The 21,568-nt window shown below is 70.4% G+C and carries 17 protein-coding genes; 11 read left to right on the forward strand and 6 right to left on the reverse strand.

What is annotated here, in order from left to right; translation table 11 throughout:
* Positions 1 to 199: 199 nt before the first annotated feature.
* The gene (locus KPL78_RS02790) at positions 200 to 2,269 is read right to left on the reverse strand and encodes a DUF4139 domain-containing protein (protein ID WP_219761262.1); all 2,070 of its coding nucleotides are present in this window, start codon (positions 2,267 to 2,269) and stop codon (positions 200 to 202) included.
* A gap of 186 nt (positions 2,270 to 2,455) precedes the next feature.
* Positions 2,456 to 3,043, reverse strand: coding sequence for a LysE family translocator (locus KPL78_RS02795; RefSeq protein WP_219761263.1), 588 nt, complete (start codon positions 3,041 to 3,043; stop codon positions 2,456 to 2,458).
* Positions 3,044 to 3,142: 99 nt separating this feature from the next.
* On the opposite strand from KPL78_RS02795, the gene KPL78_RS02800 reads away from it, so the two are divergent.
* A complete protein-coding gene (locus KPL78_RS02800; RefSeq protein WP_219761266.1) occupies positions 3,143 to 3,610 on the forward strand; it encodes a RidA family protein in 468 nt (155 codons plus the stop codon).
* Positions 3,611 to 3,890: 280 nt separating this feature from the next.
* Here the strand turns inward: KPL78_RS02800 and KPL78_RS02805 are convergent, their stop codons facing one another.
* Positions 3,891 to 4,940 carry a Bug family tripartite tricarboxylate transporter substrate binding protein gene (locus tag KPL78_RS02805; protein ID WP_255568522.1) on the reverse strand — a complete coding sequence of 350 codons (1,050 nt, stop codon included), beginning with the start codon at positions 4,938 to 4,940 and terminating at the stop codon, positions 3,891 to 3,893.
* A gap of 62 nt (positions 4,941 to 5,002) precedes the next feature.
* On the opposite strand from KPL78_RS02805, the gene phnC reads away from it, so the two are divergent.
* The 5 genes from phnC to KPL78_RS02830 all read left to right on the forward strand — a co-directional run bounded on the left by phnC (position 5,003) and on the right by KPL78_RS02830 (position 11,217).
* On the forward strand, positions 5,003 to 5,803 hold the full coding sequence (gene phnC, locus KPL78_RS02810) for a phosphonate ABC transporter ATP-binding protein (RefSeq protein WP_219761267.1): 801 nt from the start codon (positions 5,003 to 5,005) through the stop codon (positions 5,801 to 5,803).
* An 18-nt stretch (positions 5,804 to 5,821) separates the two neighbouring features.
* Positions 5,822 to 6,832, forward strand: a complete 1,011-nt coding sequence (gene phnD, locus KPL78_RS02815; protein ID WP_219761269.1) for a phosphate/phosphite/phosphonate ABC transporter substrate-binding protein — start codon at positions 5,822 to 5,824, stop codon at positions 6,830 to 6,832.
* Positions 6,829 to 7,731: a phosphonate ABC transporter, permease protein PhnE gene (gene phnE / locus KPL78_RS02820; protein WP_219761271.1), complete on the forward strand. Its 903-nt coding sequence runs from the start codon at positions 6,829 to 6,831 to the stop codon at positions 7,729 to 7,731. The genes phnD and phnE (KPL78_RS02820) overlap by 4 nt, the downstream gene beginning before the upstream one ends.
* On the forward strand, positions 7,728 to 8,564 hold the full coding sequence (gene phnE, locus KPL78_RS02825) for a phosphonate ABC transporter, permease protein PhnE (protein WP_219761273.1): 837 nt from the start codon (positions 7,728 to 7,730) through the stop codon (positions 8,562 to 8,564). The genes phnE (KPL78_RS02820) and phnE (KPL78_RS02825) overlap by 4 nt, the downstream gene beginning before the upstream one ends.
* A gap of 139 nt (positions 8,565 to 8,703) precedes the next feature.
* A complete protein-coding gene (locus tag KPL78_RS02830; protein WP_219761275.1) occupies positions 8,704 to 11,217 on the forward strand; it encodes a DUF6600 domain-containing protein in 2,514 nt (837 codons plus the stop codon).
* 45 nt (positions 11,218 to 11,262) lie between these two features.
* Here KPL78_RS02830 and KPL78_RS02835 read toward each other — a convergent pair whose 3' ends face one another.
* From KPL78_RS02835 to phaR, 3 genes are all read right to left on the reverse strand, one after another.
* Positions 11,263 to 12,891, reverse strand: a complete 1,629-nt coding sequence (locus KPL78_RS02835; RefSeq protein ID WP_219761277.1) for an ABC transporter substrate-binding protein — start codon at positions 12,889 to 12,891, stop codon at positions 11,263 to 11,265.
* Between the two features lie 208 nt (positions 12,892 to 13,099).
* Positions 13,100 to 13,546: a helix-turn-helix domain-containing protein gene (locus KPL78_RS02840; RefSeq protein ID WP_432761270.1), complete on the reverse strand. Its 447-nt coding sequence runs from the start codon at positions 13,544 to 13,546 to the stop codon at positions 13,100 to 13,102.
* 86 nt (positions 13,547 to 13,632) lie between these two features.
* Complete coding sequence (gene phaR, locus KPL78_RS02845; protein WP_219761699.1) at positions 13,633 to 14,223, reverse strand: polyhydroxyalkanoate synthesis repressor PhaR; 591 nt, start codon at positions 14,221 to 14,223, stop codon at positions 13,633 to 13,635.
* A 314-nt stretch (positions 14,224 to 14,537) separates the two neighbouring features.
* Here phaR and KPL78_RS02850 point away from each other — a divergent pair, with 314 nt between their 5' ends.
* The 5 genes from KPL78_RS02850 to KPL78_RS02870 all read left to right on the forward strand — a co-directional run bounded on the left by KPL78_RS02850 (position 14,538) and on the right by KPL78_RS02870 (position 21,184).
* Positions 14,538 to 15,770, forward strand: coding sequence for an alpha/beta fold hydrolase (locus KPL78_RS02850; RefSeq protein WP_219761279.1), 1,233 nt, complete (start codon positions 14,538 to 14,540; stop codon positions 15,768 to 15,770).
* A gap of 57 nt (positions 15,771 to 15,827) precedes the next feature.
* Positions 15,828 to 17,000 (forward strand): acetyl-CoA C-acetyltransferase, encoded by a 1,173-nt coding sequence (locus KPL78_RS02855; protein ID WP_219761281.1) that lies wholly within the window; start codon positions 15,828 to 15,830, stop codon positions 16,998 to 17,000.
* Positions 17,001 to 17,244: 244 nt separating this feature from the next.
* Positions 17,245 to 18,075 carry an NADPH-dependent oxidoreductase gene (locus KPL78_RS02860; RefSeq protein WP_219761282.1) on the forward strand — a complete coding sequence of 277 codons (831 nt, stop codon included), beginning with the start codon at positions 17,245 to 17,247 and terminating at the stop codon, positions 18,073 to 18,075.
* Between the two features lie 90 nt (positions 18,076 to 18,165).
* On the forward strand, positions 18,166 to 19,737 hold the full coding sequence (locus KPL78_RS02865) for a glycosyltransferase family 39 protein (protein WP_219761284.1): 1,572 nt from the start codon (positions 18,166 to 18,168) through the stop codon (positions 19,735 to 19,737).
* Between the two features lie 4 nt (positions 19,738 to 19,741).
* A complete protein-coding gene (locus tag KPL78_RS02870; RefSeq protein ID WP_432761271.1) occupies positions 19,742 to 21,184 on the forward strand; it encodes an LLM class flavin-dependent oxidoreductase in 1,443 nt (480 codons plus the stop codon).
* Positions 21,185 to 21,568: the final 384 nt, after the last annotated feature.

Consider the following 21,568-nt stretch of genomic DNA (forward strand, 5'->3'; position numbering starts at 1 on the left):
ACGGACCTGGCTGCAAAACCGCCGACACCGCAGTCATGCATGACAGCGCGCCTGGCGGGCGCAGCGTGTCTGCGGTGTTCCGTGCCAAAAGACTGCGGTCCAGGATGCCCAGCATCCTGGCGGGGTGGTTCGGAGGGGCGGAGCCCCTCCGATTGCTGCCGTAGCGGAAGTAGCAAGTCGGCCCCCGGCCTTGGGTGGTTCACGACCCCCGCTGCATCAGCGCAATCACTGCCCGCTGCCACGCTTCCCAGGCCTGGTCCGCCGCCGCGCCCGCCTGCTCCGCGTCGCGGCTCGCGGCGTTCAGCTTGCGCCGCGCTTCCTGAAGCTCCGGCCCGGTGCGATCCTCGGCGGCCTGGCGGGCGCGTTGCAGCACCTGGTCGGCGCTGCGGTAGGTGCGCTGCTTCATCCGTGCATCGTCGAGCAACCGGCGCAGCTCGCCCATGCTCTCGACCACGGCGGCGAGGTCGGCGCGGCCGGGCACGTTCTCCGGCGTGCGGGCCAGGATCTCCTGCAGGCGCTCCATCGTGCCCGGGCCGCCGGGCAGGCGGCGCAGGTTCTGCTCCACGTCGAAATTCTGCCAGCGCAGCAGGATCGGCTCGCCCAACCCGCTGTCCCAGAGGGGGAGCGACTGGGTCATGGTGCGTTCGTAGGCGAGATTCAGTGTCTGCGGGCTGCCATCGAGCATGGCTTCGTGCCGCAGGCCGAAATCGCCCTCGGAGACGATGGTGAAGCGCGGCGTCGCACCGGGGCGGCGGGGCATGTCGATCACGACCGGGCCACGCGCGCCGCGCGGGTCGATGGCGAGCGAGGTCTGATCGGTGCGCACCATCTCGAGCGCGATGTAGCCGCGGCGCAGGGCGACGCGCGCCACGCGCTCATTCGTGGTGCTGGTCTGGTTCACCAGCACGTCGCGGTCCCGGCCGAAGGCGAGGATGCGGCCATCGCCCGCCGGCATGGCGCGGATCTCGGCATCGCCGAGGAAGACGCCGGCCTCATTGCCCTCCGCGCCATAGACGGTGGCGAGGCCATCCGGCAGCGTGGATTGGGAGGTGTTGCGGATGCGCACCGCCTGCAAGGGCGACCGCGCGCTGAGATCCTGGATCCACCACAGCCGCTCCGCCGGCAGGCGGATGTCCAGGAAGGGGACGTTCGCCGTCTCCCCGCTGCGGATGGTCACCGGTTCGGAGAGGACGAAGGCGACGCGGCCGGCCGAGGCTTCCGCGCTGGCGCCGGCGGCCGGGTTGGCGGTGTCGGCGATGCCGGCGCCGACCGGGGCGTCGGGCGCGGCGGCGCGACGGGCAGCCTGCGGGGCGGCGCGCTCGGACTGCTCGAAGGCCCGGCCGCCCAGCGCCGCGACCGGCGCGGGCGCCGGCAGGGGGATGGGCACCCCACCGGTATCGGGACGGACCTGCACTGCGCCGGCGATGCGCACCGGCAATTCGGGACGCGGCACCGTGATCGGGTCGTAGATGCGCTGGCGGAAGGCGGCGGCCTCGCCCGAGACGAGCGCCAGGCGGATGCGGTCCCAATCGCTGCCGGAGGCGTTCTCCACCACCGCCCAGCCTTGCAGGCGGGCCTGTGGCGCGGTGGGCGCGGTGGGCGATCCGGCGGGCGGCGTGGCACCCATGGGCGGCACCAGCAGGCGGTAGGACGGCTTCCACAGTGGCGCGCCGGCGACGTAGAGCACCGCCACCTGGCGCGCGCGGTCGGCGCGCAGGCGGATGTCGATCCGCCGCTCGTCGGCGGCGCGGGCGGCGGCGAGGGATTCCGCCGCGCGGGCGACGCGCGCGGCGAGGCCCTCATCGACCAGCTTCACCTCGTCGCCCTCGCGCAGCAGCACCGTGGTCAGGCCGCGCTGGGTGACCAGGGTCAGGCGCAGGCCCTGTTCGGATTCGGCGGCATCGGCGATGCGGCCGCGGGCCCCGCCGGCCTCGGCTTCCTGGCCGCGCAGGGCGGAGAGCAGCCGGGCGCGGCTGTCGAAATCCTCGGGCTGGAGGGGCAGGCCGCGGAAGGCCTCGCCGGTCAGGTCGCGGGCGGGCAGGCGCAGCCCTTCCACAGTCCCGGCCTGGTCCACCACGATCAGGCTGCGCAGCAGGTCGTCCACATCGTCGGTACGAGCGCGGAAGGTGACATCGCCATCGGCGGGGACCTCGCCCGCGCGTTCGATCTGCGCGAGGCCGGCGGAGGAGAGCGTCACGCTGCGCACCGGCAATTCGGTGGCGAGCGCGGTCGAGGCAGTCAGCAGGAAGGCCAGGGTCAGGCGGCGCATGGCGGTGTCCTCTCGTCACACGGATGGCACCCTGCGCCGGAGCTGTGGCGCGCATGGGGCCGATTGGGGCGGAGCCGCGTCAGCCGCCGCCCATGTCAGGCGCGCCGGAGGGTAGGGAGGGCCACGGCACGGGTCCAGCGATGCCGCGTGACAGGACTGAAGCGCTTCAGCGCGCCGTGCGATGCCTCACAGGAAGGCGGGCAGCAGCGATCCGACCATCAGCAGCGCCATGGCGATGTTGAAGCCGCGCAGGGCGACCTCGGTGCGCAGCACCCGTGCCGCCCCGGCGCCAAGGCCGGCCCAGACCAAGGTGCAGGGCAGGCCGACCAGGGTGAAGACGGCGGCGATGCGCAGCGTCTCGGACAGCGTGTCGCCCGCCGGCGTGGTGAAGGCGGGAATGGCGGCGAGCGCGATCATCCACGCCTTGGGGTTCACCCATTGGAACAGCGCCGCGCCCGTGAAGCCGAGTGGGGGGCGTGACGGGCCCTCGCCGGGCGCGCCGGCGCGCGCGATCTTCCAGGCGAGCACCAGCAGCCAGGCCGCTCCGCCCCATTTCAGCACCGCATGCAGCAGCGGCCAGGCGGCGAAGGGGCCGGCCAAGCCCATGCCCACGATCACCAGCATCGCCGCGAAGCCAATGGCGATGCCGAGCATGTGCGGCAGCGTCGCGCGGACCCCATGATTCGCCGCGGCGGCAGCGACCATCAGGACGTTCGGCCCGGGCGTCACCGAGGTCGCGACCGCGAAAGCGAGCAACGGGAGGAGCGTTTCCATGGCCGAAGGTTAGGACCGTGGGGCTGACCTGTGCACGCGCTCTTGCCGAAATGCCCATGCGCGTGTCGCATGGCGACATGCGTCACAGGAGCGAAAGCAATGTCAAGCGAGTCCCCCGAACAGCGCCTGGCCGCGTTGGGCCTGACCCTTCCGGACGTGCCGAAGCCCATCGGCACCTATGTTCCCTATCGGGTGGAAGGCAACCTGCTGTGGACTTCCGGGCAGGGGCCGCGCGTGATCGAGGGGCCGCGCCCGCGCGGCAAGGTGCCCAGCGAGATGAGCGTCGAGGACGCCTATGCCGCTGCGCGGCTGGTGGGCCTCGGCCTGCTCGCCGCGGCGGCTGAGGGCGCAGGCGGGCTGTCCAAGCTCAAGGCGATCAAGGTGCTCGGCATGGTCAATGCCGACCTCGACTTCGAGGACCATCCGAAGGTCATCAACGGCTGCTCGGATCTGTTCGTGGCCGTGCTGGGCGAGAACGGGAAGCATGCGCGCTCGGCGGTGGGCTTCGCCTCCCTGCCTGGCCGCATCCCGGTCGAGATCGAGGCGATCTTCCGCATCCTCGACTGACGGCGCGGAAACGGGGCCTTGTCGCTCCTGGGGCCCCGCGGCTGCGCCTGCCGAGCGCAGCCCGGCGGCGTTGCGCGCCATGCGCCTGGAGGAATTGCTCCCGCTCGATCGCCCGGCCCGGGCCGTGGTCGGACGTTTCGACTTCTCGCCGCTACGCCATCGGTTTGCCGCGCCCCGGGGTTTCGCCGGGCCGCGGGCGGCCATGCAGGCCGGGATGCCATGGCGGCGCCGACCCTGGCCGGCGTGCCGGACCCCGGGCCAGGAAGACAAGCGGGCGCTTCTACTCCGCCCGGATGTTCTGCTCACGGATGAGGCGACCCCACAGGACGGTCTCATCCGCCAGGGTGCGGCGCAGCGCCTCGCCGTCGCCGGGCGTCAGGGCGACGCCCTGGGCAGCCATGCGGGCGATCAGGTCGGTGTCGGTCGTCGCCTCCCGCAGGGCGGCGCCGGCACGCGCGACGATCGGCGCGGGCAGGCCGGCCGGGCCGAACAGCCCCTGCCAGAAGACGCCGTCATAGCCCGGCAGCACATCGGCGATGGGTGGCAGGTCCGGCACCGCCGCGGCGCGTTCCTTCGAGGATATGGCGAGCCCGCGCGTCACCCCGTCCCGGATCACGGGCAGGGCTTCCTGCACCGCGCTGAACATGCCCTGGATGCGGTTCTCCCGCAGGTCCAGCAACCCCGCCGCGCCGCCGCGATAGGGGACATGGACCACATCGATCCCCGCGCGGGCGCGGAACAGCTCCAGGCACAGATGGTTCACCGCGCCGGTGCCGGAGGAGCCGAAGTTCAGCTTCCCCGGATTGGCCTTGGCGTAGGCGATCAGCTCCGCCGTGTTGCGCGCCGGCACCGAGGGATGGACGTGCAGCACGAAGGCGGTGCGGAACACCGTGCCGATCGGCGTCAGTTCCTTCTGCGGGTCCTTCGGCGTCAGGTTCGGCTGGAGCGCCGGATTGATGGCGAGCGTCGAAGTGCCCATCAGCAGCGTGTAGCCATCCGGCCGTGCCTGGGCGGCCGCGGTGTTCGCCAGCGCCGTCGCGGCGCCGGGGCGGTTCTCCAGCACCATCGTCTGGTTCAGCGCACGGCCCATGCGCTCGACAACGGCACGCGCCGCGAAATCGGTGACACCGCCGGGCGGGTAGCCGAGCAGTACCGAGACGGAGCGGCTCGGCCAGGCATCCTGCGCGGCGGCGGGGCGGAGCAGGGCGGGCAGGGCAAGCGGCGCCCCGAGCCATGCGCGGCGGGTGATCATCGTCGTTTCCTCCATGTCGTTGCGCATAGCCTGCCCGCGCCCGGCGTCGGCCTCAAGCCCGCGCAACAGCTCTGTCATCTGGGCGTCATCGGCCAGTCACGCCCCGCTGCTACTGCGCCGCAGCACGGAGGCGGGACGCGATGCTGGAAATCGACGGGCTGACGCGCCGCTTCGGCGCCAAGACAGCGGTGGATGCCGTCTCGCTCGCGATTCCGGGCGGGCAGATGGTGGGCGTGATCGGACGTTCGGGTGCAGGCAAGTCGACGCTGTTGCGCATGATCAACCGGCTCGGTGATCCGACCGAGGGACGCATCCGCTTCGACGGCACCGACATCACGACGCTGAACGGCCGCGCGCTGCGCGACTGGCGCATGCGCTGCGCCATGATCTTCCAGCAGTTCAACCTCGTGCAGCGGCTCGACGTGCTGACCAATGTGCTGGTCGGGCGGCTGAACCGGCGGCCGATGCTGTCCTCGCTGCTGCGCCTGTTCACGGCGGAGGAGCGCGCGATGGCGCTCGCCGCCCTCGATCGCTTCGACCTGGCCGAGACCGCGTTGCAGCGGGCCGACACGCTCTCCGGCGGGCAGCAGCAGCGCGTGGCGATCGCCCGCGCCATGCTGCAGGAACCGCGCATCATCCTGGCGGATGAGCCGATCGCGAGCCTCGATCCGCGCAACTCGCGCATCGTCATGGAGTCGCTGCGCGCGGTGAATCGCGAGGGCATCACCGTGCTGGTGAACCTGCACGACCTCGCCACCGCGCGCGAATATTGCGACCGCATCGTCGCGCTGAATGCCGGCCGGCTCGTCTTCGACGGCCCGCCCGAAGAGCTGACCGCGGCGCGCATTGCCGAGGTCTATGGCGTCAGCGAGGCCGAATTCGCCGCCGAGGCCGCCGCCGCGGTCGGCGCCACGCCTCGTCCCGTCGCCATTCACGCCTGAAGAACCAGGAGAACGCAGATGATCACCCGTCGTACCCTCGCCGGCCTCGGCGCCGGCGCGCTGATCGCGCCCGGCCTTGCCGTCGCGCAGCAGCAGCCCGCGCAGCCGACGATGCGCCGCACGCTCGACGCCACCACCACCATGCCGGAAGCCGGGAAGCGCCCGTGGGCGGAGCAGGTGCCGCAGCTCCGCATCGGCCTGCTCGGCGGCGAGAACGAGGCTGACCGCCTTGGCCGCTTCGGCGCCTATCGCGACCTGCTGGAGGAGACCTTCAAGGTCCCGACGCGCCTGTTCCCGGCGACCGACTACGCCGGCGTGCTGCAGGCCTTCTCGGCCGCGCAGATCGAGATGGCCTCGCTCGGCGCCTCCGGCTACGCCGGCGCCTGGCTCGACACCAATGGCGGCGTGCAGCCGCTCGTGGTGCCCGAGGAGAATGACGGTTCGATCGCCTATGTCTCGGTGCTGGTGGTTCGCGCCGACAGCGGCATCACCACTCTCGAGCAGATGCGCGGCAAGTCGCTCGCCTGGGCCGACCCGAACTCGACCTCGGGCTACCTGATCCCGCGCTTCGCGCTGCGCCGCCAGGGCATTGGCGTCGAGAGCGGCCAGTATTTCTCCCGCACCGGCTTCGCCGGCGGGCATGAGCAGGGCGTCGTCGCCGTGCTGCAGAAGCAGTATGACGGCGCCTGCACCTGGGCCTCGGGCCAGGGCGACCCGGCGCAGGGCTACAGCCGCGGCAACCTGCGCGCGATGGTCGAGAAGGGCATGCTCAACATGGCCGATCTGCGCGTGATCTGGACGTCCGATCCGATCCCGAACGGCCCGCTCGCCGTGCGCACTGCGCTTCCGGCCGCCTTCAAGGAAGACATGACGCGCTTCCACCTGGCCCTGCCGAAGACGCATCCGGACATCTACCAGCAGATCGAGCGCGGCGGCGGAACGGGGTATCGCGAGGTCACCCACCAGACCTTCGACATCATCGTCGAGCTGCGTCGCGAAGAAGCCGCCGCCCGTCGCCGGCGTTCGTGAGCGCATCTTACGCCACCGGCCTCCCCGCGGTGATCCGCGGGGAGGAAGCCTACCAGGCCGCCCGCCGGGAGAAGCGCCGCCAGGTGCTGCTCGGCGCGGCGATCCTGCTCGTTTGCCTGGCGATCTCCGCCTGGGTCAGCGAGGCGCGTCCTTCCACGCTCTGGGCCGGCCTGCCGCGCATCGGCGAGTATTTCGGCAAGATCCTGCCCGACCTCCGCTGGCACGCGCTGTTCGCGAATGCCGAGACGGAAGGCTCGATCGCCTTTTGGCTGTATCGCCTTCCCGAATGGTCCTGGCTGATTTTCGAGACCGCGAACATGGCGGCGCTGGCGACGCTGATGGGGTCCGCCGTCGCCCTGCTGCTGTGCTTCCCGGCAGCGCGCAACATCGCGCCCTCGCCGTTGGTCTATCACCTCGCGCGGCGCTCGCTCGAAGCGATGCGCACCGTGCCCGAGATCGTCTATGCGCTGATCTTCGTCTGGGCTTTCGGCGTCGGGCCGCTCGCGGGCATCCTGGCGATCGCGCTGCATTCGGCCGGCGCCAATGGCAAGCTGTTCGCCGAAGCCATCGAGAATGCCGACCTCAAGGCCTGGGAAGGCGTGCAGAGCACCGGCGGATCCTGGGTCCATGCCTGCCGCTTCGCCGTGCTGCCGCAGGTGCTGCCCAACATCCTGTCCTATCTGCTGCTGCGCTTCGAGGTGAACATCCGCTCCGCGAGCGTCATCGGCTTCGTCGGCGCCGGCGGCATCGGTGAGGAGCTCTACAAGGTGATCTCCTTCAACTACTACGAGGAGATCAGCGCCATCGTGCTGCTGATCGTCCTGACCGTGTCCTGCGTCGACCTCGTCTCCGAGCGGCTGCGCCACGCCGCGATCGGGCGGCTGGAGGCAGCGCGATGAATGCCCCCGCCAATGTCGCGATGTGGCGGGAACGCATGCCCGCCGCCTTTGGCGCGACGCCGTCCCAGCGCGCTCTGCGCAGCGTTGGCTGGGCGGCCTTCGCCATCTGGCTGATCGGCGCGCTGTGGTATTTCGGCTTCACGCCGCAGCGGCTGTGGAACGGGCTGTCGGGCCTCGGGACCATCGTGCGGCTGATGATCCCGCCCTCGCCGGGCGAGCTCTGGCTCGACATCCTCAAGGGCCTGGCGGAGAGCGTCGCCATGGCCTTCCTAGGCACCTTCATGGCCGCGCTGATCGCGGTGCCGCTCGGCTTCCTCGGTGCGCGGAACGTCGTGACGAATGTGCTGCTGCGCTTCTCCCTGCGGCGGCTGCTGGATGGGTTGCGCGGCGTTGATCAGCTGATCTGGGCGCTGGCCTATGTGCGCGCGGTGGGGCTCGGGCCGCTTGCCGGCGTGCTCGCCATCTTCACCACCGACGTCGCGGTGATCGCCAAGGTCTATGCCGAGGCGATCGAGAATGCCGAGAAGCGCCAGGCCGAGGGCGTGGTCGCCGCGGGGGGCGGGCGGCTTGCCGCCATCCGCTTCGGCGTGCTGCCCCAGGTCGCGCCGGTGATGCTGGCCCAGGCGCTGTACTTCTTCGAGAGCAACACGCGTTCCGCAGCGATCCTCGGCGTGGTCGGCGCCGGCGGCATCGGGCTGCAGATCGCCGAGCGCATCCGCGTCCGCCATTGGGACGAGGTCGCCTTCATCATCATCCTGATGATCGTGACTGTCGCCATCATCGACACGATCTCGGGTCGCGTCCGCCGCCGGCTGATCGGCATGCGCCACTGACCTTCGGCTGCCGCTGCCACGCATGTGGCAGCGACGCGGCCGAAACCCGGCGCGATTGCCCCGCCGTGGCCCTCAACTCCCCAGAATGCTGCGCGTTGATGACCTGATGGCGCCCCAAGCGTCCAGGGAGACCAAGACCATGCGCAGCATCATCAGGCCCGGTACGCGCGCAGCCATCCTGGCCTTGCCTCTCCTGATCCTGCTACCCGGCCCCTTGCCGGCGCAGCCCTTGCAGCCTGCCGCGGCGACCACCGATGCGCAGGCCGCGGACGTCGCCGATCCGCCGACCCGCGTGGGACGGCTTGCGCGCATGACCGGGCAGGTATCCTACCGTCTGCCGAGGGAGGACACCTGGCAGCAGGCCGTGCAGAACATCCCGATCACCGAAGGCAATGCGATCTATGCCGCGCCCGGGGCCCGTGCGGTGCTGGAGGTGGGTCAGAGCCGTATCGCGCTGGAAGGCGGGACCGACCTTCAGATGGCGGCGCTGGATGATGCGGTGTTTGCGGCGACGCTGCCGCGCGGCGCGGCCTATGTCGTCATGGCCGGCCTGGCGCCACAGGAGATCGCGCAGATCGTGACACCCGAGGCTGGCGTGACCCTCGCCACCGAGGGCCGCTATCTGATCGAAGTGCCCGCGGAGGGGCCGGGCCGTGTGGCGGTGCTGGAAGGTGAGGCGTTGCTGGCGACCGCCTCGGGCGAACTGCGCCTGACCTCCGGCCAGGCGGCGATCCTGACGCCCGGCGCGGAGCCGCGGATCGAGCAGGCTGGGCCTGGTTCGCCGTTGGTGGCCTGGGCGGATGGGGCATTGCCGCGCCAGAGGGTGGCCATTCCTGCGGCGGCGCAGGGCATGACCGGCATCAGCGAACTCGCTGGCCATGGCACCTGGGCGAATGCCCCGGACTACGGCCAGGTCTGGTATCCGAACGTGCAGCAGGGCTGGGCACCCTATCGCGACGGATCCTGGCAATGGGTGGATCCCTGGGGCTGGACCTGGGTGGATGCGCAGCCCTGGGGGTATGCGCCGTCACATTACGGTCGCTGGGTGCAGGTCGGGTCGCGCTGGGCCTGGGCGCCGGTCGTCGCCGCGGTGGTGAATGCGCTCGCGCCGCGACCCGTGTGGTCGCCGGCGAATGTGCGCTTTTTCGGGGGCGGGCCGCGGGACCGGGGCTATGCGCCGGTCGGCTGGGTGCCCCTGGCGCCGCGCGAGGCCTATTACCCCTGGTATCGCGCCTCCCCGCGCTACGTGGAGCAGGTGAATGCCCGCTACGTGACCGATGTGCGGGAGGTAACGACGATCTGGGTGCGCGACCGCGGCCGCGGTCCGCGGGAGCCGATCGACCAGTACCGGAACCGCCGCTGGGCGACCGTCGTGCCGGCGGAGGCGATGCGCGACTCCCGGCCGGTTCGCGCATCCCTGCGCCGGGTCGGGACCGAGGATTGGCGCCGGCTGGCCGCGATCCAGGATGGTCCGCCTCGGCCCGGTCCGCGGACCCGGGGTCTGACGGCCCAGGACGCCCAGCGTTTCGGCATCGCGCCCGATCGGCTCCGTGCGCCGCTGACCCGGCAGGGACCGCCGGCGGACCGCCATGTGGCGTTGCGCGAACGGCTTCCCGACGAAGAACAGGCCCGCCCGCGCGACGGACGGTTCAACCCGCCTGATCGCGCGACGTCCCGGCCGGCGCCGTCAAGCGATGCGCGCCAGGGCGATCGCGACGAGGCGCAGCGTGCCGCTGTCGAGCGGCAGCGTCGCCTGATGGAGGAACAGCGCCGTCGTGCCGTGGCTGAGCGCGCCAGCCGGGGCGACGAGTCCCGGCGGGATGCGGTGCGTGGCGCGGCTCAGCAGCAGGGCCAGGAGCAGCAGCGCCGAACCGCTGACGAACAGCAACGTCGTGGGGCCGAGGAACGGCAGCGGCACGAGGAACAGCAGCGTCGTGGGGCCGAGGAACGGCAGCAGCGCGAGGAGCAGCAGCGTCGTGGGGCTGAGGAACGGCAGCAGCGCGAGGAGCAGCAGCGTCGTGGGGCTGAGGAACGGCAGCAGCGCGAGGAGCAGCGTCGCGCGGCTGAGGAACGGCAGCAGCGCGAGGAGCAGCAGCGTCGTGGGGCTGAGGAACGGCAGCAGCGCGAGGAACAGCAGCGTCGTGGGGCTGAGGAACGGCAGCAGCGCGAGGAGCAGCAGCGTCGCGGGGCCGAGGAACGGCAGCAGCGCGAGGAGCAGCAGCGTCGCGGGGCTGAGGAACGGCAGCAGCGCGAGGAGCAGCAGCGTCGCGCGGCGGATCAACAGCAACGTCAGGCACAGGACCAGCAGCGTCGCGCGGCGGAACAGCAGCAGCGCCAGGCACAGGACCAGCAGCGTCGCGCGGCGGAACAGCAGCAGCGCCAGGCGCAGGAACAGCAGCGTCGCGCAGCGGAACAGCAGCAGCGCCAGGCACAGGACCAGCAGCGCCGCGCGGCGGAGCAACAGCAGCGCCAGGCACAGGACCAGCAGCGTCGCGCCGCGGAACAGCAGCAGCGCCAGGCACAGGAACAGCAGCGTCGTGCGGCGGAGCAACAGCAGCGCCAGGCGCAGGAGCAGCAGCGTCGAGGCGCCGAACAACAGCAGCGTCAACGGGAGGCAAATCGCGGCCGTGGCCGCGATCGCGACGAGAACTGACGCCGGAACCGGAGCGGCCGGCGCGCCGCTCCGGCTTGTCGGCCTTCAGCTCATCGAGATCGGCGTCAGATCCTGGAACCAGGACTGCGCCTGCACAAAACCCTTCACCCGCGTGCTCATCGCCCGGGGGTTCATGTCGTGCGCGACGAACAGGAACAGCGCGTCGTCCAGGACCTTGTCATGGAGCTGCTTCAGCAGCGCGTCCTGCGCGGTCGTGTCGAAGGTCTGGTACACCTGATTGATGATCGCGTCGTAGGACGGGTCGTTCAGGTAGCCCCAGTTGTTCGCCGTCGGCGGCGTCAGGTCCGACTTCAGCAGCCGCACCAGCGCCGTGTACGGATCGAGCGCGGTGTAGGACACGTTGATCGCATCGCAGCCACGCGCCGAGGCGGCGCCCGCACCCTCGCGCCAGGTCGACAGGAGGGAGTTCCAGTCGAACACCTCGAAGGTCACCTCGATGCCGACTTCCTTCAGCATCTGCTGAAGCGCCTCGTTCATCGGCAGCACCTGCATCTGGCCCGAGCCGGAGGAGGAGATGGCGACCTTGGTGCGCATCGGCGTACGCGGTGTGATGCCGGCCTCGGCGAGCAGCTTCTTCGCCGCATCCGGGTCGTAGGTCAGGCGTGGGCTGCGCACCGGGTTCCAGGGACCGCCGACGGGAACGAGACCGCCGCCCTCGAGCATCGTGCCGGCCAGCATGTCCTTCATGCCGGTGCGGTCGATGGCGAGGTTCGCGGCGCGGCGCACGCGCACGTCGCGCCAGGGCGAGCCCTCCTTCAGGTTCAGGTGCCAGGTCCAGTTGTGGCCGTACTGGTTGGTGACGATGTTGAAGCCGGCCTGGCGCAGGGACGGGATGGCATCGGGCGGCGGGGCCTCGATGAAATCCACCTGGTTGGAGCGCAGCGCGGCGACGCGGGTATTCGCTTCGGGCAGCGGCAGCAGGGTGACGCGGCCGACCTTGGGGGTGCGCCGCTCCTCCCAGTAATCCGGATTCCGCACCAGGATGGCGCGTTCGCGGATCGAGAAGGTCTCCAGCTTGAAGGGGCCCGTTCCGACCGGCTGGGTCAGGAACTTGTCGTTGTCGCGGCCCGCGGCTTCCCAGGCGGCGCGGTGCGTGATGCCGACCCAGGTGGCGCCATAGGGGACGAGGCTGTCGACGGTGCGCGTCTCGACGATGAAGGTGTTGGGGCCTTCGGCGTACCAGTTCACCAGCGTCGGCATGCGGCTGCGCACCTGGGCGGAACCGCGCGGGTCGAATTCCGGCGCGTCGTTCTTGAAGGCGCGGTTGTAGGAGAAGACGATGTCCTCGGCGGTCAGGATCTTGCCGTCGTGGAACTTCACATTCTCCCGGATGGTGAAGATCCAGCGCTTGTCATTGGCCGGATCGACCCGCCAGGCGGTGGCGAGGCCCGGGCGCAGCGGCGCCGGCTTGTCGCTGATCGACAGGTCCCACTGCACGAGCTGGTCGTAGAGGGTGATGCCCATGAAGCGATGCCCCTCGGCGCCCTGATCGGGCATGCCGTTGGACAGAGGCACGGCGGAAGCAGTCATGCCGACGCGCAGATTGGTCGTGGGTGCGCCCTGGGCCAGGGCGAGGTCGTAGGGCAGCACTGCGGCCATACCGAGGGCCGCGCCACCGCCGAGCAGGCGCCGGCGGTTGATCGTCTGATGCATCAAGGTCTCCGCTGCATCGGGTTGCAGGGGACGGATATAGAAGGCGTCAGGGGACCTCTGCGCCGAAAAACGGCAAAAGGCGCGGCACTGGGCAGCAATTCTGCCATGAGCCCGGAAACTGGGCAGTTATCGTGCCATGGCGAGGCATAAAAAAAGGCCGCCGGACGATCCGGGCGGCCCTGGCCGGTGTCGGCGGGACACCCGCCGACTATTCCTCGCGGTCGCGCTGATGGGCCTGGGACTGGGCGGCCAGGGCACGTGCCATCTGGCTCAGCGCTTCCTGGTGCTTGTCGTTGTCGATCAACGCGAAGTTGCGCGCGAGTTCGAGGAACATGCGCTGGCGCGGCGAGACCGGCTGGGCCTCCCCGCCGGGCTGCAGCCCCTCGAAGAAATAGGATACCGGCACGCTGAGCACCTGGGCGATCTCGAACAGGCGGCCGGCGGAGATGCGGTTCAGGCCCCGCTCATACTTATGGGCCTGTTGATAGGTGACCCCGATCATCTTCGCGAGCTGCTGCTGCGACAGGCCGAGCATCGTCCGCCGCTCGCGGATTCGCGCGCCGACATGATGGTCGACGAGGCTGGCGCGCTGGATCGCGCCATCGTCCACGCCGGTCTCGATGTCATGGTCGTGTGAGGCAGGCTTCATCATCATGGTGGCGAACCTACTCTAGCGCCCTCAGGGTGTGCCAGCAACTAAGTTCTCTACTTATGCGCGAATCGCGCAGGTGTGATGGCGCATCAAACTTTACCACGTCCTTCTCGCAAAAGCGCGAGTTCTTTGCGCAAGTTTTCAACTTCAGCCTTCAGCGCGTCAACCTCGGCGGGCGCGTCCTCCCGCCGGCCGAAGGGGGCGAAAAGGCTCATGGCGCGTTCCATCATGGCCATATTCTGCTTGCCCACTTCCTCGAGGTTCGGGAAGGGCAGAAGGCCGCCGATCGTGTGCTCCATGGTGCGCCGCATCTGGTCCTGCTGCCGGGCGAAAGACGCCATGGCAAATTCCAGGTAGCGCGGCACAAGTCCCTGCAGGTTGTCGCCGTAATATCCGATCAATTGCCGCAGAAAAGCGGTCGGCAGAAGGTTCTGTCCGCCCTTGCTTTCTTCCTCGACAATGATCTGGGTCAGCACCGACCGCGTGATGTCATCGCCGGATTTGGCATCATAGACGACAAAGTCGCGGCCTTCGCGCACCATCTTCGCCAAGTCGTCCAGCGTGACGTAGGTCGAAGCCTCGGTGTTGTAGAGTCGCCGATTCGCGTATTTCTTCACCACGACGGGCGGGACTGCTGTTTCGCTCCCCTGCGCGCCGCTTGTCGCTGCACTGCCGGCCATCGACATCACGCCTCGCTCTTGTTCCTTCGCGCCGCACCCTAGACGCTCAACGCGGTGCAGCGAAAGCAGCAAATTCCGCACGTTCCTTCAGACCGCCTGTGCGGCTATGGTCCGCCGCGCGAGGAACCCCCCTATGGAACCGCCTGAGGATCTCGACAGCCTCGCGGAGGACTGGATCGCGCTGTGGCAGAGCGAGATCGCCGGACTGGCCGCCGATCCGGAACTGGCCGAGCAATGGGCCGCCTGGGCTGCGCTCGGCGCGGCATGGATGCGTGCGGCCACGGCCATGGCCCCGCGGATGCGGCCCGATGGGCATGACCGGACCCCTGCGCCGCCGGGGCCCCCGCCCGCTGCCGCTCCATCTGGGCCTGGCGGGGATGCGGGCCATGGCGGCGGCCAGCAGCCTGCCGGCGACGCCATGGCCAAGCGCTTGGCCGAACTCGAGCGCCGCCTGGCCGATCTCGAAGGCGGGACAGGCGGAACGGGACCGGATCCTCGGCGCCCTCGCGGCCGGCGGCCACGGGCCTGAGGCCTTCGGCAAGGCGGTCCTGACGCGCCTCGCCCGCGCCGACCGGGCGCTGATCGCCGGCATGGCCGCCTATCGCCGCCATCCCTGGACCCGGGAGATGGCCGACCCGCCGGTGCTCTGGTCCGAGGGCGGGTCGCGCCTGCTGGATTTCGGCGGCGAGGGGCCGGCGGTGCTGTTCGTCCCGTCCCTGGTCAACCGCGCCTATGTGCTGGACCTGACGCCGGAACGCTCGCTGATGCGCTGGCTGCCGGGGCAGGGCTTCCGCACCCTGCTGCTGGATTGGGGCTGGCCGGGGGAGGCGGAACGCAACTTCACCCTGACGGACTACGTCGCCGGCCGGCTCGAACGCGCCCTCATGGCGGCCCCGGGGCCGGTCGTGCTCGCGGGATACTGCATGGGCGGGCTGCTGGCGCTCGCCGCCGCCCTGCGCCGGCCAGACCGGGTCCATGCCCTGGCCTTGCTGGCGACGCCCTGGGATTTCCATGCCGGGCCCGACGGGCCGCGCCGCGCCCGCACCGCCGCTGCGCTGCTGCCGGGGCTCGACGCGCTGATGGAACCCACTGGCGCGCTGCCGGTCGATGCCATCCAATCGCTTTTCGCCATGCTCGACCCCTATGGGGTGGCGCAGAAATTCCGCGCCTTCGCCCGGCTGCGGCCGGACAGCGAACGCGCCAGCCTCTTCGTGGCGCTCGAGGACTGGCTGAATGACGGCGTGCCGCTGCCCGCACCGATCGCGCGGCAATGCCTGGGCGGCTGGTATGGGCGCAACGAGCCGGGGCGCCTCGTCTGGCGCATCGCCGGCCAGATCATCGACCCGGCCGCGTGGGCCGGTCCGGTCTTCACCGCCATGCCGGAACGCGACCGCATCGTGCCGCCGGCCTCGGCCATGGCGGCCGCGCTGCGCTTCCGCCAGGGGGATGTGCATGTCGCCGCAGGGGGGCATATCGGCATGGTCGCCGGAACCGGGGCCGAGTCGGCACTCTGGCAGCCGATGACGTCATGGCTCAGACGCTTGTAGCCACCCCCCAGGCGAGCGCAGGATGCCGCTCAAATCCACTTGGGAGTAGCCGCTGTCATGACTGAGATCGTTATCGCCTCCGCCGCCCGCACGCCGGTCGGCTCCTTCAACGGGGCCTTCGCCTCCGTCCCGGCGCATGCGCTCGGCACCGCCGCGATCAGGGCCGCGATGGAGCGGGCGAAGGTCGAGGGCGCCGAGGTGGACGAGGTCATCATGGGCCAGATCCTGACCGCCGCCTCCGGCCAGAACCCGGCCCGCCAGGCCTCGGTGAACGCCGGCATCCCGGTCGAGCACACCGCCTTCGGCATCAACCAGCTCTGCGGGTCCGGCCTGCGCGCGGTGGCCCTCGCCGCCCAGCAGATCGCCTCGGGCGACGCGACGATCATGGTCGCCGGCGGGCAGGAGAGCATGACCCAGGCCCCGCATGCCCAGCAGCTCCGCGTCGGGCAGAAAATGGGCGACCTCGCGCTGATCGACACCATGCTGCGCGACGGGCTGATGGACGCCTTCCACGGCTACCACATGGGCAACACCGCCGAGAACGTCGCCCAGAAGTTCCAGCTCACCCGCGCCGAGCAGGACGAGTTCGCCTTCAACTCCCAGCGCAAGGCCGGCGAGGCGATGAAGTCCGGCCGCTTCAAGGACGAGATCGTCCCGGTCACGGTGAAGGGCCGCAAGGGCGACATCGTCGTCAGCGACGACGAATACCCGAAGCCCGAGACCACGATGGAAGTGCTCGCCAAGCTGCGCGCGGCCTTCGCCAAGGACGGCACGGTCACGGCCGGCAATGCCTCGGGCATCAATGACGGCGCCGCCGCGGTGGTGGTGATGACGGCGGCCGAGGCCGCGAAGCGCGGCATCACGCCGATGGCGCGCATCGTGTCCTGGGCGACCGCCGGCGTCGATCCGTCGATCATGGGCACCGGCCCGATCCCGGCCTCGCGCAAGGCGCTGAAGAAGGCCGGCTGGACGGTCAACGACCTCGACCTGATCGAGGCGAACGAGGCCTTCGCCGCTCAGGCGCTCGCGGTGAACAAGGATCTCGGCTGGGATACGTCGAAGGTGAACGTGAATGGCGGGGCCATCGCGCTCGGCCATCCGATCGGCGCCTCGGGCGCCCGCGTGCTGACCACCCTGCTGTTCGAGATGCAGAAGCGCGACGCGAAGAAGGGCCTCGCGACGCTGTGCATCGGCGGCGGCATGGGCGTCGCCATGTGCCTGGAACGCTGAGGGGCGCTTTCCCCGGGCGGTGCTCAGACGGGAGAGGGGCTTTGCCCCTCTCCAGACCTCTTCCGCACCAAAGGCCTTTCGGCCTTTGCCGGGATGGCTTGGAGGGGCAAAGCCCCTCCAACTCGACAGCGGAAGAATGAGGGCAGTCGGCCGCATCCCCGCCTGATGCGGCCCGGTGCTTCCCACCCTTGCCGGACCTGGTGTTCACGCTACCTTCGGGGAAACCCCGAGGGATCCCGACATTATGGATGGACACCAGACGCCTGCCGCCCAGGCGGCGATGACCTTGCGCTATGGCGCCGGCGCCGAGCCCAAGCCGGGCCCGTGGAACGACACGCTGGCGCTGCTGCTCTCGCACCGTTCGGTGCGCGGCTTCCGCCCCGATGCGTTGCCCGACGGCACGACCGAGACGCTGGTCGCCGCCGCGCAATCGGCCGCCACGTCCTCGAACCTGCAGACCTGGTCGGTGGTCGAGGTGACCGATCCCGCCGTGCGCAAGGAACTGGCGGCGATTGCCGGCAACCAGAAGCATGTCGAGATCTGCCCGCTCTTTCTCGTCTTCCTTGCCGACGTCTCGCGCAATGCGCGCCTCGCCGAAGCCGAGGGCAAGGACCTCGTCGGCCTGCCCTATCTCGAGTCCTTCCTCGTCGCTTCGATCGACGCGGCGCTCGCCGCGCAGAACGCGGTGGTGGCGGCGGAAAGCCTCGGCCTGTCCACCGTCTATATCGGCGCGCTGCGCAACGACGTGACGCGGGTGGCCGAACTGCTCGGCCTGCCGAAGGGCGTCGCACCCGTCTTCGGCCTGTGCGTCGGCCACCCCGCCGCCGGGCGCGAAGGGGAGGTGAAGCCCCGCCTGCCGCAGGAGGCTGTGCTGCATCGTGGCACCTATGACGCCGCGGATGCCGGGCACCGTGCCGCCTATGACCCGCGCATGGCCGAATTCTCCCGCCGCAATGAGATGGCGGCGGATAACTGGACGCAGCGCGTCATCGCGCGGCTCGGCACCCTGACCGCCCTGCGCGGCCGTGACAAGCTGAAGGAGGCGCTGATCGGCCTGGGCTTCCCCCTGCGCTGATCACACGCCGCGCGCGGCCCCAGGCGGGGTGGTGCGCGGTGTGATGCCGTTCCTGTTGCGCCGCGGTGCAAATCTGTAACGTCCGGATCGATGCTGACCCGTGACGAGAACGTGCCGCCGGACCCGGTGGCCGCGCCCCCGACCGTTTGGCGCCCATCGACGAGCCTGCTGCTGGCAGGCCTGATCCTTGGCGCCTTTCTGATCCGGTGCCTCGGACTGTTCAGCGATCCGGTCTGGATCGACGAGGCGGCGAGCATCGGCATCGGCTCCTTGCCCTGGTCGGTGCTGTTCGGGGAGATGGCGCGGATCGAGGCGAGTCCGCCCGGCTACTACGCCATCGCCAAGCTGGTCGGCATCGCGGCGGGGCAGGGGGGTGCGCCGCTGCGCCTGCTCTCGGCGGCCGCGGCGGCGCTGTCGATCCTGCCACTGTGGATCTTTTGCCGCGAAGCCTTCGGGCTGCGCGCCGCCTGGCTGGCCGGGCTGATCATCGCGCTGCATGCGCTGCTGTTCCGCATGTCGCAGGATGGGCGGACCTATGCGGTGCTGTTCTTCGTCTTCTGCTGCGCGCTGCTGGCCGCCTGGCGGCTGACCGAGGCCGCGCGGCGCGGGGAGGCGGGCGTGCCGGCGGTCATCGCGCTCGGCGTCTGCCAGGGCGGCATGCTGTGGCTGCACCACACCGCGGGTATCGCCGACCTGGCGCTGAATGTCTTCGTGGTCGCGTTGCTGCTGGCGGCGCAGCAGGGCATCGGGCGCGGCATCGCGCTGCTGGTCGCGGCCGATCTGATGGGGCTCCTCATCGGCGCGGCGCCGATCTGGTGGGCCTTGCAGCACGCGATGGAAGGCGCCTTCGTCACGCGCTGGATCGCGCCGCCGGATCTCGAAGACGTGGCGCTGATCTACATCCGGGGATTGGTCGCGCCGTTCCATTCGCCGATCTCGGTGTTGACCGGCTTGTTGTCGATCGCCGGCGTCCTGATCGGTCTGCACGCCCGTCACCACGAGGGTTGGCCGGCGCGGGTGGCGCTCGTCGCGCTGCTCGGCACCGCGGCCATCCTGTTTCCCGTCCTCAGCCAGTCCTGGCCGGTGATGCTGGAGCGGACAGTGCTGTTCATGGTCGCGCCGCTTGCCGCGAGCATCGCGGCAGGCATCGCGTTGCTGCCGCGCCGCGTCTTCCTGGGCTGTGCCGCGCTGCTCGTCGGGCTGCATGGCTTCGGCATCGTCCGCTACCTCGACTGGCCGGCGCACAAGGAACGCTGGGACCATGCGGCGGTTCTGCTGCAATCCCAAGCTTCTCCCAACGACCGGATCGTGGTGACGGACAGCGTCTTCGCGGCGATCTCGCTGCGCATGGCGGCCACGGCGCGCGGAGGACTGAGCGCGCCGATCCTGGTGGTGCCGGCCGCCTCGCCGCTGGAGCAGCGGTCGGCCGCCCTGCTGGACCCCGAGGGCGACACGTCGGTGGATGCGCTCTGCACTCGGCTGCGCGGCGCCGCCACCGTTTGGGTGGTGGCCCGGCCGGTGCCGCCGATCGTGGAGAGCGATCCCGGCTTCTCGACCCTGTCCGCGGTGCGCGCGGTGCTGCGGGCGGCCGGCGGGCAGATCATCTTCGAGAGCAGCATGATCACCGTGGACATCGAACGCTGGCGGGTGCCCGGCTGCTGAGGGAGTGTTCGAGAAGACCGGCACCGGCCCGCATCGATCCGGCGATGCCCGACCGGGCCGCGCCATTGTCCGGGCGCGCCGGCTGGGCGAGGGTGGCGCCATGACGACGTCGCGCGAGATTCGCCTCAACGCCTTCGACATGGCCTGTGTGGGGCATATCCAGCAGGGGCTCTGGACCCATCCGCGGGACCGTTCGACCGACTATCTGCGGCTCGATCACTGGACCGGGCTCGCCCGGCTGCTCGAGCGCGGGCTGTTCGACGGGCTGTTCCTGGCGGATGTGCTTGGCGTCTACGACGTGCATGGCGGGTCGCAGGATGCGGCGATCCGCCATGGCGTGCAGATCCCGCTGCTCGACCCGATGCTGCTGGTGCCGGCCATGGCGGCGGTCACGCGCAACCTCGGCTTCGGCGTCACCGTGAATCTCGCCTGGGAACCGCCGGCCCTACTGGCGCGGCGCTTCTCGACGCTCGATCACCTGACGGACGGGCGGATCGGGTGGAACATCGTCACCGGATATCTCGACAGCGCGGCGCGGGCGATGGGGCTCGACCGCCAGATGGCCCATGACGACCGTTACGACATGGCGGACGAGTTCATGGGCCTGGTCTATCGCCTGTGGGAGGAATCCTGGGCCGCGGACGCCGTGAAGCGCGACCGCGCGGCCGGGGTCTATGCCGATCCGTCCCGTGTGGCCCGCATCCGCCATGAGGGCACCCAGTATCGGCTGGACGCACCGCATCTGGTGGAGCCGTCCCCACAGCGGACCCCGGTGCTGTATCAGGCCGGTGCTTCCGAGCGCGGCCGCGCCTTCGCCGCCCGGCATGCCGAATGCGTCTTCATCAATGGCGGGCCGAAGCACCATGTCGCGGCGCTGGTGCGGGACCTGCGGCGGCGTGCGGCGGCGCGCCCGATCAAGGCCTTCATGGGGGTGACGCTGATCCTCGGCCGCACGGATGCCGAGGCCCGCGACAAGCTCGAGGATTATCGCCGCTGCGCGAGCGTGGAGGCGGCGCTGGTGCATGCCTCGGCGTCGCTCGGGATCGATCTCGCGGCACTCGGTCCGGACGACGAACTGCCCGCCGCGCCGTCCGAGGCCATCCGGTCCAATGTCGAGGCGCTGCGCGCCGCAGCCCCCCACGCCACCAAGCAGGCGCTGATCGACCGCATGATCCTGGGCAGCCGCCAGCCGCCCATCGTCGGCAGCGCCGAGACGGTGGCCGCGACGCTGATCGGCTGGGTGGACGAGACGGACATCGACGGCTTCAACCTGTCCCGCACCGTGTGGCCTGAGTGCCTGGAGGACGTCGTCGCGCTGCTGGTGCCGGCCTTGCAGGAACGCGGGCGATACAAGCGCGGCTATGCGCCAGGGACCTATCGCGAGAAGCTGTTCGGGACCGGCCCGCGCCTCGTCGCGCCGCATCCGGCGGCGGCGGTAGGGCGATGATACCAGGGGCTCTTTGACCTGATCCATGGAAGCGAGAGGGGCGTTGCCTCTCCGGTTTCTTCCCACCAAAGACCGAAGGCCGTGCGGAGTGCCCGGATCCTTCCGCTGAAGGAGATCGGAGGGGCTCTGCCCCTCCAGACCACCCCGCCAAGTGCCCGGAGCACCTGGAACGCAGGAACTTGGTGCTGAGCGGGAAAATCATGCCGTTGCCCTCGAAGCGCCTTGCGGACGCAAAGGCGGGTTTCGGCGTTCTTTCTGCCATCGGCGCAGGGCGCCAAGTGACGGTTTCCAAAGGCCTCGGGCCTTTGGTGGGGTGGCTTGGAGGGGCAAAGCCCCTCCAATCTTCCATGAGCCGGCGGCGCCGATGCGGGCGAGGCAAAGCCC

Source organism: Roseomonas alba, from assembly GCF_019430885.1.
In the GTDB taxonomy this organism is placed as follows: domain Bacteria; phylum Pseudomonadota; class Alphaproteobacteria; order Acetobacterales; family Acetobacteraceae; genus Neoroseomonas; species Neoroseomonas alba.